The organism is Acidimicrobiia bacterium, from assembly GCA_041676705.1.
GTDB lineage: Bacteria > Actinomycetota > Acidimicrobiia > Acidimicrobiales > SKKL01 > Actinomarinicola.
Window position 1 is genome coordinate 62,024 of the sequence record JBAYRL010000008.1, and the last position, 13,703, is coordinate 75,726.

Below are 13,703 nucleotides of genomic sequence, written 5' to 3' on the forward strand. Positions count from 1 at the left end.
CGCTAGCAGCAACCAAGGCCCACAGTTTTATTACCAAGTTCCTACTCAGGCCTGCCGCTATCGTCTAGCGTGGACATGACACATCGCGACAACTCGTATCTCTGGAGGTAGGGGTGGACCTAAATAAGCTCGGCATGGGCGAGAAGATAAGCGGCGGGGCCGGCATTTTGTTGATCCTCGGTATTCTCATTCTGCCGTGGCACCACATTTCGTTCGGACCGTTCGGTTCAGCGAACATCAAAGCCATGAGCTCTCCAAACGCTATCTGGGGCATCTTGGCATTCATCTTGGCCTTGGCCGTAGTGGGTACTTTGCTGGCAGAGAAACTGGCCAATGTCGAACTGCCTGAAATCCCTGTTTCTTGGGTTGATGCTCGCTTCTACGGTGGCATTGCAGTGCTCGCCCTTTTGCTTCTGAAGCTCGTTGTTGAAACCAGCGCCCTAGGTTTTGGTGCTTGGGTGAACATCATCCTGGCCGCGGGCCTGGCTTACGGGGGCTTCGCCGCTAAGCAAGAAAGTGGCTCGAGCGGACGTTCCGCCACTCCACCTAGCCCCTTCTGAGAATCCCTTTCAAGAAGGTCCGTTTAGAACGAACGGGCACCTGCACTCCAACCGCTCAAGCGGCAGCACACGAGGAAGCTACAACATAAAACTACAAAGGGCCTGGATTTCTCCCCAATGAGAGGAATCCAGGCCCTTTGGCTTTTCGCTCTCCAGCGACTACAAGCCTCGCACAACCTCAACCATCAAGTTGCCAGCTTCAGTGGGGTTGTTCCCCACCTGGGCGCCAGCTGCTTTTAGGGCGCTCATCTTGGCATCGGCGGTACCTTTACCACCAGAAACGATGGCCCCAGCGTGGCCCATCTTCTTGCCAGCAGGAGCAGTGACCCCAGCAATATAAGAAACAACCGGCTTGGTCATTTCATTGGCGATATATTCGGCCGCTTCTTCTTCAGCTGAACCACCAATTTCACCGATCATCATGACCGCTTTGGTGTCGGGGTCAGCTTCGAAAGCTTTCAGACAGTCGATGAATGAAACCCCTGGCACTGGGTCACCGCCAATACCAACACAGGTGGTAACACCAATATCGTTTAGTTTCAGTTCGTAAAGAGCCTGATAGGTAAGCGTGCCCGAACGGCTAACAATGCCCACCGCGGCTTCGCCTTCAACCGGAGCTTTAGCAATATGGCCAGCGGTAATACCGATGTTGGCTTTACCAGGGCTAATGATTCCAGGGCAGTTAGGGCCCAACAACATAACGTTGGGGAAATCACGCTTCAACTTGTTGTAAAACCAAGCCTCATCTTGGGCGGGCACACCTTCGGTGATCGCCACAATAAACTCGACGCCAGCTTCGGCGGCTTCCATTACAGCGCCACTCACGCCGGGTGCCGGAATAAAAATACAAGAGGCATTGGCACCGGTAGCAGCCACGGCTTCGCTCATGTTGGCGAACACGGGAATGCCTTCCACGTCGGTACCAGCTTTTTTAGGGTTGGTGCCACCCACGACCTGGGTGCCATATTCCCGATTCAACAAGCCATAGAAACGGCCTTGGCTACCAGTTAAACCTTGGTAGATAACTTTGGTGTTTTCGTCAACAAAAATGCTCATGTGGGCTTCCTCAGTTTCCGGCTAGAGCCACGGCACGCTCGGCAGCCGACAGCATGGTTGGTTCCATATGCAACTTCTCGCCAAGGTGGGGCTGCAATATGGCCCGACCTTCCTCAGCGTTGGTGCCGTCTAGGCGCACCACAATCGGCACATCAATGTTGACCCGCGAAAGAGCGGTCACAATACCGTTGGCCACTTCCTCGCCTTTGGTGATACCACCAAAGATGTTAATAAAGATGGACCGTACGTTGGTGTCGTTGGTGATGACCTCTAAGGCACCCGCCATCACGTCGGCGTTAGCGCCGCCACCAATATCTAGGAAGTTCGCTGGTTTGCCACCAACCTGGTTCACAATGTCGAGGGTTGACATGGCCAAGCCAGCACCGTTAGCGATAACACCAACATAACCATCTAGGCCCACATACTGGAGACCCTTTTCAAAAGCCTCGGTTTCGCGTTCGTCGCGAACCTGGGTGGCCTCGTATTGTTCATACTCGGGATGGCGATAAACCGAGTTCCCATCGAGGGTGACTTTGGCGTCGAGAGCATGAACTCGACCATCCGGGGTGAAAATCAACGGGTTGATTTCAACCAAATCGGCGTCGCCTTCTACATAAGCACGGTAGAGCTTTAACAAAATATCGACCGCACCTTCGGTCGCCTCGGGGTTCAACTTGGCAGCCGCTACCCACTCTCGGGCAACGTCTTCAGTCAAGCCGTCAACCGGGTCGACCCAAATTTTGGCAATGGCGTCGGGGTTAGATTCGGCCACCGCTTCAATTTCAACACCGCCCTCTGCGCTCAACATGCCAAGGTGTTTCTTGGCAGAACGGTCGAGGGTGAAGCTGGCGTAATATTCTTCAGCGATATCTGAAGCCACTTCAATCCACAGGGTTTCCACGATATGGCCCTTAATGTCCATACCTAGGATGTTGGTGGCGTGGGTACGCACTTCATCGGCGTTGTCGGCCAGCTTGATACCACCAGCCTTACCTCGACCACCTACTTGCACCTGGGCTTTTACAACCACTGGGTAGCCAATGCGCTGCGCAACGGCCACCGCATCATCGACGGTTGTAACAGCATCTCCATCTGAGACAGGGATGCCAAAAGATGCGAAAAATTGTTTGCCTTGATACTCGAAAAGATCCACTCGGTGACGGCCTCCGGGGCGTGTCGGATGACTGTCGCACCTCTTATGGGCACGACTAGATCGATATTAGAAGCCCCGACCCCCTCTCGTCTCACTCATTCCCCAATCATTCCCGCCACTAACGGTAGATTCTGCGTGTAGCTGAGGGGCCTAACTGCCAATGTAGGTGCAGATTCTCTAGGCTGAGTCTTATGAGTCCTATCGAGCGACGCAGTGGAAGATCGACAACCACGGCCGTATTGGTAGCCCTAGGCGGGTTAGTGGCAGGCATCGGTTTGATGTTCGTAATGGTCAATATGGCCAGCAAAGGCGGCGAGAACGTAAAGCTAAACATCGGTAGCGACTTTTTCGATGCTGGGAACGCACAAGCACGCTCCGAGTCCATTCAAAAAGACGGGCCCATTTTGTTCGCCGATGTGGCGGGGCGAGACCGTGACATTATTTTGCAGCACATCGGTAACGATCCGACTACCGAATGGTACGCCCTGGCCGCCGCACCATCGGGCAAAGCCCGTGACTGCACCCTGGTTTGGAACAAAGACAGCCAGGATTTCGTCGATTGTGACGGTCAACGTTTCCCTGCCAACGGCGACGGATTAATGACGTATCCGGTGACGGTTGAGAATGGTCGCTTGAGCGTAGATTTAAACGCCGAGTTTCGTTCGGATGACGCTGACGACTAATAGCCAACTTCGCTAGCAGCCAAGGATGAGCGAGTAGATGGCCGTAGCCAGGTGCCTAAGCACGCACGATAGGGGCCCAAGCCAACAAGAGACGCTTCTCACCAACGCTTGGGAAACGGACCACGGCCTCGGCTTTATCTCCAGAACCGCTCATATCCAATATCACGCCGTCGCCCCAAACACGATGTGTAACATCATCGCCGATCTTTAAGCCTAAAGCGTTGGCCCCACTTGGGACTGGACCCTTAGCTCCAAGCGCTCCTTCTACGGCTTTGGCACGACGTGTCCCGAAACCTCCATTGCCACTACGGCCGAAATCTCTGGCCGTAAGACCGCTTAGGCTTCGACTTCGGCGCTCTTCATGTTCTTTTTCTATTAGCTCCGAAGGAATTTCATCTAAGAATCGGCTGGGCGGGTTGTAACGAATCTCACCGAAGAGATTTCGAGAAGTGGCATAGCTGAGGTACAAGCGCTGACGGGCACGAGTAATACCCACGTAGGCCAAACGCCGCTCTTCTTCTAGTTGCTCAGAATCGCCGATGGAGCGTTGATGTGGAAAAACGCCTTCTTCTAGACCCATTAAGAACACCACCGGGAACTCGAGACCTTTAGCGGCGTGCAACGTCATAAGCACCACACCACCCAAGTTGTCACCGGTTAGAGCATCAACGTCGGAAACTAGCGCCACCTGTTCTAAGAACTCATCAACCGAGTCGTGTTCGGCCGCGGCACCAACGAGTTCATCAAGGTTTTCAAGTCGTCCATCGGCTTCAACCGAATGCTCGGCCACCAATTCAGCAACATAGCCAGTACGTTCTAAAATGTCTTCCAACATTTTGGCTGGCCCTTCGGCGGCTAAAGCCTCGAGCGCATCGAGCATGCTCAAAAATGAATCAATACCACGGACTGCTCTGCCACTCACCCCAGCCTCGGAATGCTGGCGCAAAGCGTCAATGAAAGGCAGCCCTAAACTACGGGCATAAATGTCGATCTTCGCAATGCTGGCGTCGCCAATGCCCCGCTTGGGAACGTTCAAAACCCGCTTGATGCTCACCTCGTCGGTAGGGTTCACCACGGCCCGCAAATAGGCCAGGGCGTCTTTAACCTCTTTACGGTCGTAGAAACGAGTACCGCCAACCACCACATATGGCACGCCAGACCGCATTAGCCGTTCTTCCAAGACCCGGCTTTGAGCGTTCGTGCGATAGAAGATTGCAACCTCATCGAAACGTAGGTCGCCAACGTCGTGAAGCCGGTTAATTTCGTTGGCTACCCACTGTGCTTCTTCACCCTCATCGTCGGCCCGATACAACCTAATGGGAGTACCCGCTCCGGCATCGGTCCACAATTCTTTGGGTTTGCGGCCAAAGTTATGAGAGATGACCGCGTTGGCGGCGTCGAGAATGGTCTGTGTGGAGCGATAATTCTGCTCGAGCAAGACCACCGTGGCATCGGGGAAGGCCTCTTCAAATTCTAAAATGTTTCGAATGTCAGCACCTCGAAACGCGTAAATCGACTGATCAGAATCGCCCACCACACAGATATTGCGATGGTCGCTAGCCAACGCCACCACCAGTTCGTTTTGAACCTGGTTGGTGTCTTGATATTCGTCGATCAGGACGTGACGGAAACGGGCCTGATATTCCGCTAAGACCTCAGGATGTTCGCGGAACAGGCGCACCGTGTTTAACAGCAGGTCGTCAAAATCCATGGCACCAGCCCGGATCAGCCGCTTTTCATACTCTAGATACACCTGGGCAATGTGACGCTGAAACACCATTTGGGCTGCATCGGCGTAGCGCCCAGCGCTTAAGCCCTCGTTCTTAGCCGTGGAAATAGCCCCGTACACGCTGCGGGCCGGGAAACGCTTCGGGTCTAAATCGAGGTCGCGCAGCACATAGCTAACTAAACGTAGGGCATCGGCCTGATCGTAAATTGTGAACGAAGACGGAAAGCCGATTCGACCCGCTTCTCGACGTAAAATGCGCACACAAGCCGAGTGGAACGTTGAAATCCACATCCGTTCGGCTATCGAGCCAATCAATTCACCGACCCGGGCCTTCATTTCCGAGGCTGCTTTGTTGGTAAAGGTGATGGCCAGGATTTCAAAAGGTGACACGCCACTGGCGTTAATAAGGTGGGCGATACGAGCGGTTAGAACCCGGGTTTTGCCCGAGCCCGCGCCTGCGACCACCAACAAGGGGCCGCCAGAGTGAGTAACGGCATCTAGCTGGGCGGGGTTCAACCCAGCGAGCAAACCGGTCTGACCCGGCGGTAGCGAATCGGAAGCGCCATCAAAAATAGACATGATTCCCAATCGTACTTGCGGGCTGTGACACCCTCCTACCCATCACGCAGTTGCACCCATGAAGCCCCAGCAAGCACACTCTCGCTATGGCAAAAAATCGACCTTTCCGATTCGGAATTCAGGCCACTGGTACCTACAGCCGTGCCGAATGGACTGAGCTGGCCAAAGCGGTCGAAGACACGGGGGCCTCAACACTCACCATCGCCGATCACTTTGACCAACAAATGGCACCCTTCACCGCTTTGATGGCCGCTGCCGATGCCACCACCACGCTGCGGTTAGGAACGGTGGTTATCTGTAACGATTTCCGCCACCCGGCCATCGTTGCCAAAGAGGCCGCAACCCTTGATCTACTTTCAAACGGCCGATTCGAGCTGGGCCTAGGCGCAGGCTGGTTGACGAGCGACTACCAACAAGTCGGACTTCGCCTCGAGCGGCCTTCCCTTCGAATTGAACGACTTAGTGAAGCAATTATGCTAATTAAAACCTTGTTTCAAACAGAACCTGTTCATTTCTCAGGAAAACATTACCAAGTGGATGGTTTGGTTAACTCGCCATCACCGGTACAGGCCCCACACCCACCAATAATGGTGGGGGGTGGAGGTGAAAAAATTCTTCGCTTAGCAGCCCGCGAAGCCAACATTGTGGCCCTCAACATCGATCTTCGCTCGGGAGCCATCGATGAAAACGCCGGGCCAAGCGCCACAAGTCGCGCCACCACCCAAAAACTTGATTGGATCAAAGAAAGTGCCGGCGACCGCTACCGCGAATTAGAGCTGCAGGTACGCGTACACCTGGCAGAAGTCACCAACGATCGCCAAGCCATAGCCGAGCTATTGGCGCCAGCATTCGGGTTAAGCACCGATGAAGCCCTGGTCACGCCTCATGCTCTGGTGGGCTCCACCGAAGAGATTGTTGAACAACTTCTGCGCCAACGAGAAGAGTGGGACATCAGCTACATTGGCCTCTCGGCTGATGCTCTAGAAAAATTGGCACCGGTGATAACGGCCCTTGCCGGGACTTAGACACCAACGGTGCCCCGAATGGTCACCCAACCAACTAAGGCCTTCGTTGCTAACACAAGGCGCTGGTGTGATCGGGCGTCAGGCTATGCAAAGGCCGCGATGGCGTGTGAGGGCTTAACCATCTTCTAACCCACTTTGGTGTGCCAAGTGACCTTTAGCCCTACCGCTTGATTAGTAGCGCAAGGCAACATCGATTCATGGTTGCCATCCAAAACGCTCAAATCGGACCTTGGTTCCGACGCCATCCGAGCATGGCGATATGGGCTACCACCGCTCTTTTTTGTGCTGTCTTCGCACTTCAGTGGGCGACTGCTGATGTGAATGATGCCGTTACCGTACTCTTTGTTTTCCCCATCGCCCTAGTGGCCTTGGCCTTTGGGGTGCAAGCTGGGGTGGGTTCAGCCTTCATCGGTGTGGCCCTAATGGCTATTTGGGTTTGGTTAAGTGACGTGCATATGCCCGCTTTGGGTTGGGCAGCACGAATTTTACCCATGCTTTTGTTGGGTTTCTTGATTGGCCATGCCTCGGATATGCAACGCCGAGCAGAAATCCTCGAGACCGACCTGGCGGTTTCGAGAGAACGCCAACGCGACGCCGCTGAAATCAACGACACCCTGGTGCAAAGTTTGGTGGTTGCTAAATGGAAGCTGGAAGCCGGTGATGTAGACGCTGGCATTGAAATGATTGAAACCACCATCCACGACGCCGAAGCCCTAGTGGCCTCACTGCTTGGTGGCTTAAGGTTGTCTTCGCACGATCGGATGCAAACGAAACCTCAAGAAGTGGTTCGCCACGGCGATTAATTTCGCTTATTCCCATTCAATGGTGCCGGGCGGCTTAGGCGTAATGTCATAAACTACTCGGTTCACGCCAGGTACCTCGGCGGTGATGCGATTCGACATTTGAGCTAGCAACTCGGGCGCCAAGGGAACCCACGCTGCTCGCATCGCATCGCTGCTGGTCACAGCTCGAATCACTATCGGATGTCCATAGGTTCGTTCGTCGTTCGTCATGCCAACCGAACGCACATCGGCCAGAAGCACAGCGAAGGCCTGCCAAATCTCGCGTTCAAGGCCCGCGTCTTTAACAACCTCACGCACTATGGCATCAGCTGAGCGCAACATGTCAGCGCGTTCTTGGGTGACTTCACCCACAATCCTTACGCCCAAACCTGGGCCTGGAAACGGCTGGCGCCACACAATCTCATCGGGCAAGCCAAGCTCGGTCCCAACAGCCCGAACCTCATCTTTGAACAACCAGCGCAGAGGTTCAACCAGTTCGAAGTCGATATCCTCGGGCAGACCGCCCACATTGTGATGCGATTTTACTTTGGCACCGCTGCCACTTCCCGACTCGATAACGTCGGGATAAACCGTCCCCTGCACCAAGAATTTGGCATCTTCAACACCACCGGCAGCTTCTTCAAAAATTCGAATGAACAGCTCGCCAATTATCTTGCGTTTCGTTTCGGGCTCGGTCACACCTTCCAAAGCCGCGTAAAAACGGTCAGCGGCACGGACGTGTTGAAGCTCAATACCTTGGTTGCGTTGAAACGTTTCAACCACCTGGTCGGATTCGCCCTCACGCATCAACCCGGTGTCCACGTACACACACGTCAGCTGCGGGCCGACTGCTTGATGTACCAGCGCCGCCGCGACTGCCGAGTCGACACCACCAGAAAGTGCACAGATCACACGAGACGAACCGACCTGCGCGCTGATGGCTTCAATTTCGGTATTGATGATGTTCTTGGCGATCCATTCCGGTCGACAACCCGCTTCTTGGAACAGAAACGTTTCGATGTGTGCCTGAAGCTCAGCTTCGAATTCAGCGGTCGCCGCCGCATGCTCCGCCGAAGCTGTCTGGAAGAAAGGCTGCTCGGCCAGGTTCAAGACCGCTACCCCAAGGTCAGCCAACATCAGCCAATCGTTCGGTACTTCGCCACTTAGAATGACTGCTTTCGGTGCCAGAGCAGCCAACGACCCTAAGCTTTCCGGAGGGGGTATAACAGCGCTAAAAACCTTGGCGTTACGAACGCAGCGAGCCACTAATTGGGTGTGTGGCGAACCCAGTTCAACAACAAGTACCGAATCGTATTGCGGGTAAGAAGGTGTCATAAGCGGTAGTTCGGCGCTTCTTTCGTAATAATGACGTCGTGGGGATGGCTTTCTCGCAAGCTAGCACCAGTGATTCGAATGAATTGACCGTTGCGCTTTAGATCTTCCACGGTCGGAGCACCGCAATAACCCATTGATTGACGCAAACCACCGATGTATTGGTGCAAGACGTTGGCGATAGGCCCCTTGTAAGGCACGCGGCCTTCAATTCCTTCCGGCACCACCTTGCCGCTTTCCACTCCGCCTTGGAAATAGCGATCTTTGGAGAATGATCGACCTTGCATGGCACCCATCGATCCCATGCCTCGGTATTCCTTGTAGCGCTCGCCTTGGGCAACCACAATGTCGCCTGGCGATTCGTCCACCCCAGCTAAAGCGTTACCTAGCATGACGGTGTCAGCACCAGCGGCAATTGCCTTGGCAAGATCGCCTGAATACTGCACCCCACCATCGGCGATGATTGGAACGCCGGCTTGGTCGGCCACGGTGGCGCAGTCGTAAATGGCGGTGATCTGCGGCACCCCAATGCCCGCCACTACTCGGGTGGTACAAATAGACCCGGGTCCAATACCGACCTTTATGGCGTCAACGCCAGCGTCAATGAGCGCTTTAGCACCATCGGCAGTGGCCACGTTTCCAGCTACCAGTGCCACGTTCCAATTGGCGCGAATTTTGCCAATAGTGTCGATCACCGAAGAAGCATGGCCATGCGCAGTATCAACCACCACCACGTCCACACCTCGATCAACTAAGGCACCTACACGCTCGAAGGCATCGGGCCCGGTGCCTACGGCGGCCGCGACTCGCAATCGACCAAGCTCGTCTTTAGTGGCGTTGGGGTATTCGATGCGCTTTTGGATGTCTTTGACCGTGATCAGGCCCTTAAGCACACCATTGGCATCAACGATGGGCAGCTTCTCAATCCGGTGGCGACCTAAAATTACCTGTGCGTCTTCAAGGGTGATGCCCATAGGACCGGTAACGAGGTTCTCCGAGGTCATGGCGGTGGTTACCAGATCGTCGGAAGGTTCAATGAAACGCAAGTCTCGGTTGGTCACAATGCCGACCAATTTGCCCGAAGTCGGATCAGTAACCGGCACCCCTGAGATGTGGAATTCGTCCATTACCGCCATGGCCTCAGCAATAGTGGCGCTAGGCGGTACCGTCACCGGGTCGGCGATCATGCCGGATTCAGAGCGTTTCACACGATCAACTTCACTAGCTTGATCTTCGATCGACAGGTTGCGGTGGATTACACCTAGACCACCGTGTCGGGCCATTGCAATGGCCATACGCGACTCAGTAACGGTGTCCATAGCCGCCGATAACAACGGTATGGACATCGTAATGTTTTTAGTTAATTGAGTTGATGTGTCGGCGTCGCCAGGCAAAACGTCGGAGGCCGCTGGTAGTAGCAGCACATCATCGTAAGTAAGCCCTTCGCGACCAAACTTTTCGTCAAAGGACTGGTGGTGGTTGGTCTCAGTAGCCATAGGTCAGTGTATGTCGGGGAAGAAGCATCAAGCACCCATACCAACATGTTGAGCGAGCTGTAAAGACTTGCCTTCACTACGAACGGCAGGCGCTAAGACCACTTCTGCTTTTTGGAAATCTTTTAATGTCTTGTAGCCGCACGCTGCCATCGAAGCGCGAAGCCCTCCAAAAAGGTTGGTACGGCCGTCACTTCGGTGGGCCGGTCCCACCAGAATCTCTTCTAGCGAGGCCCGCGCCGGCACCGAAACCCGAGTCCCCTGAGGAAGCTCTTCGTTAACGGCTGCCAAACCCCAGTGAAAACCCCGCCCCGGAGCATTGGTGGCGGCCGCTAATGGTGAACCAATCATCACAGCATCAGCACCACACGCAACGGCTTTCGCTATGTCGCCGCCGGTAGCCATGCCACCATCGGCAATGATGTGCACGTAAACACCAGTTTCATCAAGATGGCGCATTCGTGCGGCGCGAACGTCGGCTATTGCCGTGGCTTGCGGGGCACCTAAACCGAGCACGCCGCGAGCTGTTGACGATTCGCCAGCACCGACACCCACCAAAACCGCTGCCGCCCCTGTGCGCATTAAGTGCAACGCTGCGCTATAGCTGGCACAGCCTCCTACCACCACTGGCAGATCAACTTGGCGTACGAACTGTTTCAGGTTCAGCGGTTCTTCGGCGGAGGTTAAATGCTCGGCTGAAACCACGGTGCCTTGAATTACCAAAAGGTTCAATGCCGATTCGCGAATTGTCGGCATCAGCGACTCGATGCGCTGGGGGCTTACCGCTGCGCCCACCATGACACCGGCTTCACTAATTTGATCAATGCGTTCGACAATTAGTTCGGGACGAATTGGTGCGGCGTAAATTTCTTGCAGGCGGGCAATGGCCTCTTGCTCGCCCAGGGTCGCAATTTCATCCAATAAAGGTTCGGGGTCGTCGTAACGAGTCCAGATTCCCTCCAGGTTCAAAACCCCAATACCGCCCAAACGGCCAATAGCAATAGCCGTATCGGGGCTAACCACACCGTCCATTGGCGAAGCCAGAAGTGGTAGTTCGAAACGAATTCCGTCGAGTTCCCAAGCAATATCGACGTCGTGAGGGTCGCGGGTCCGACGGCTTGGCACGATAGATATGTCGTCGAGGGAGTAGCCGCGGCGGGCCGTTTTTCCCAGCCCGATCTCAATATCCGCCACCAGGCCTCCTAGCGTGGTTTTGTTGCCGGTTAAAGAAGAATCGTAGCCCTCGGACCGCTCCTAAAGGTAGCCTGCTACGGGGGTTTTGCGGCAAACGGAGGTCCGCCTCATTAGAAGGAAGCCTTGTACAACGTAAAATCGAGTTGACGCTTCACGCTGTAACGGTAAGAGTTAAGGCTTGGTCCTAGCCCATTGCTACGCCCATTTTGGCCAACGTTGTGACAGAACCGCGGCCTTTCCCCCCTTGATTTACAGCTTTGGAGAACTTAATGAGCTCACCCTCCATGCGGCGGCGACGTCCGATAGCGCGCCTGCTTGCAGCCTTTTTGGCATTGGGTCTCGTTGCTACAGCCTGTGGCAGCGATGACAAAGACAGCAACTCTGATGGCGGCACCAAGCCTGGCGGTGATAGTCCTATCACTAGTACCACAGCCGTTGCTGATGTTGAAGAGGTGACTACTGGCGGCACCTTGGTTATTGCCCTCGAGGCCGAAACTGCCACCTGGACCCCAGGCGGAGGTTCGTTCTCTAGCTCTGGTTACATCGTGGCGCGTTCTATTTACGATCCAATCGCAGCTCGTGGCGCCGATGGCGATATCTATCCATACCTGGCCGAGAGCATCGAAACCAACGATGATCTCACCGAGTGGACTATTACCCTGCCCGAAAACGTTAAGTTTCACGACGGAACTGATCTGACCGCCGAGGTCATGAAGACCATCTTCGATGAATACCTTTCGGTAGAAGGTGCCAACACCTTCGCCACGGCCCAACAGGTTGAAGAGGTACGCGTTGATGGCCCCCTCACCTACACCTATGTCCTTAAGGAAGGTTCGGCCGCATTCGTTGACCACCTTCAAGGCCCCATGGGGTGGCCCTTCTCGGTCGAAGCCTGTCGCGCCGCTGGTGATGACTGTGGTTCCAAGCCAGTAGGTACCGGACCTTTCGTGTTCCAAAGCTGGACCCGTGACTTTGAGTTGCGCGCCACTCGAAATGAGAACTATTGGCGTACCGACGAGAACGGCAATCAATTGCCATATCTCGACGAGGTTGTTTTCCGTCCCACCCCCGATGAAGATTCGCGTGTAGCAGCGGTTCTAGCCGGTGATGCTCAAGCTGGACACACTTTGCGTCAAAGTGCTGTGCAACAAGTCATGGCCGCTGAGTCGGCTGGCAATGTGAAGGCCTATCTCTATGTTGGTAACAACAGTGGTAGCGCCATTATCAACACCTCGGTTCCGCCCACCGACGACGTGCGTGTGCGCCGCGCCATGGCGTTCGCCCTCGATCAAGAGGCACTGGTGAAGATTCTGGGTGGCGAAGGCATCAGTCCCGCGCAAAGTCAGTACTTCAGCTCGGATTCGCCTTGGTATTCACAAAAGGTAGCCGACGCTTGGCCCACCAATGACCCAGAAGCCGCGCGTGCCCTGGTTGAGGAATACAAGAACGACCCAGAGCGCTCCGATGGCAAGCCCGTTGGTGACCCGATTACATTTGTGTTCAACTGCCCACCAGACCCAAGCTTGATGGCAGTGTCACAGGGCTATCAAGCCATGTGGGAAGCCGTTGGCATTGAAACCACCTACAACGGTCTAGAACAAGCCACCCACATCACCAAGGCGGTGGGTTCTGCTGATACCACCCCCCCATTTGTGGGTGACTATCAGGCCGCTTGCTGGCGCTTAGGGTCACAAAATGACCCCTACACCGAGCTATCAACCCAGTTCGAAGACGAGTTTGCCCCTGGTAACGTGACCAACTACACCAGCGACAACGTCAAGGAACAACTGGAAATCTTGCGTTCTAACACTGACTTCCAAACCCGTTACAACGCGGTTGAGAACATCATGCTGGAATTCGCTGAGAATGTTCCGAACACCTGGACTGGCGCTACCGCTACGGCGATATTCAGCGCCCAAAAGGTCCGCAACCTTTCCGGTTGGACCATCCCCGGTGGTATTCAAGGGGGAGGTACCCCCGACGCCAGGACCTTCCTCACCGAAGTTTGGATGGAAAAATAAGCTATAGAAGCTGATTCACCTTAAGGCGGTGGAAGCCGGGGAACGGCCGCCCCCCCCTTTTTTTTTCTCCCTCTCTCCGGTTCTTTTTTCCTTTTA

General features: G+C 54.8%; 10 protein-coding genes and 1 pseudogene. 5 read left to right on the forward strand and 6 right to left on the reverse strand.

Going from position 1 to position 13,703, the window contains the following annotated elements:
* Positions 1 to 113 precede the first annotated feature (113 nt).
* Positions 114 to 560 (forward strand): hypothetical protein, encoded by a 447-nt coding sequence (locus tag WC184_11160; protein MFA7478431.1) that lies wholly within the window; start codon positions 114 to 116, stop codon positions 558 to 560.
* Between the two features lie 159 nt (positions 561 to 719).
* On the opposite strand, the gene sucD is transcribed toward WC184_11160, so the two are convergent.
* Positions 720 to 1,616: a succinate--CoA ligase subunit alpha gene (sucD, locus tag WC184_11165; GenBank protein ID MFA7478432.1), complete on the reverse strand. Its 897-nt coding sequence runs from the start codon at positions 1,614 to 1,616 to the stop codon at positions 720 to 722.
* Positions 1,617 to 1,626: 10 nt separating this feature from the next.
* Positions 1,627 to 2,769 carry an ADP-forming succinate--CoA ligase subunit beta gene (sucC, locus tag WC184_11170; GenBank protein MFA7478433.1) on the reverse strand — a complete coding sequence of 381 codons (1,143 nt, stop codon included), beginning with the start codon at positions 2,767 to 2,769 and terminating at the stop codon, positions 1,627 to 1,629.
* A 191-nt stretch (positions 2,770 to 2,960) separates the two neighbouring features.
* On the opposite strand from sucC, the gene WC184_11175 reads away from it, so the two are divergent.
* A complete protein-coding gene (locus WC184_11175) occupies positions 2,961 to 3,452 on the forward strand; it encodes a hypothetical protein (GenBank protein MFA7478434.1) in 492 nt (163 codons plus the stop codon).
* 55 nt (positions 3,453 to 3,507) lie between these two features.
* Here WC184_11175 and pcrA read toward each other — a convergent pair whose 3' ends face one another.
* Positions 3,508 to 5,760, reverse strand: a complete 2,253-nt coding sequence (gene pcrA / locus WC184_11180) for a DNA helicase PcrA (GenBank protein ID MFA7478435.1) — start codon at positions 5,758 to 5,760, stop codon at positions 3,508 to 3,510.
* 86 nt (positions 5,761 to 5,846) lie between these two features.
* Between pcrA and WC184_11185 the strand changes: the two genes are divergently transcribed.
* Together WC184_11185 and WC184_11190 are read left to right on the forward strand one after the other, a co-directional pair.
* Positions 5,847 to 6,785, forward strand: coding sequence for a TIGR03621 family F420-dependent LLM class oxidoreductase (locus WC184_11185; GenBank protein ID MFA7478436.1), 939 nt, complete (start codon positions 5,847 to 5,849; stop codon positions 6,783 to 6,785).
* Between the two features lie 197 nt (positions 6,786 to 6,982).
* A complete protein-coding gene (locus WC184_11190; protein ID MFA7478437.1) occupies positions 6,983 to 7,588 on the forward strand; it encodes a hypothetical protein in 606 nt (201 codons plus the stop codon).
* Between the two features lie 6 nt (positions 7,589 to 7,594).
* Here WC184_11190 and guaA read toward each other — a convergent pair.
* The 3 genes and pseudogenes from guaA to WC184_11205 all read right to left on the reverse strand — a co-directional run bounded on the left by guaA (position 7,595) and on the right by WC184_11205 (position 11,586).
* Positions 7,595 to 8,587 (reverse strand): annotated as a pseudogene (gene guaA / locus WC184_11195) (glutamine-hydrolyzing GMP synthase).
* A 311-nt stretch (positions 8,588 to 8,898) separates the two neighbouring features.
* Positions 8,899 to 10,395 carry an IMP dehydrogenase gene (guaB, locus tag WC184_11200; protein MFA7478438.1) on the reverse strand — a complete coding sequence of 499 codons (1,497 nt, stop codon included), beginning with the start codon at positions 10,393 to 10,395 and terminating at the stop codon, positions 8,899 to 8,901.
* Between the two features lie 27 nt (positions 10,396 to 10,422).
* Positions 10,423 to 11,586, reverse strand: coding sequence for a GuaB3 family IMP dehydrogenase-related protein (locus tag WC184_11205; GenBank protein ID MFA7478439.1), 1,164 nt, complete (start codon positions 11,584 to 11,586; stop codon positions 10,423 to 10,425).
* A 269-nt stretch (positions 11,587 to 11,855) separates the two neighbouring features.
* Between WC184_11205 and WC184_11210 the strand changes: the two genes are divergently transcribed.
* A complete protein-coding gene (locus WC184_11210) occupies positions 11,856 to 13,607 on the forward strand; it encodes an ABC transporter substrate-binding protein (protein ID MFA7478440.1) in 1,752 nt (583 codons plus the stop codon).
* The last annotated feature ends 96 nt before the right edge of the window (positions 13,608 to 13,703 follow it).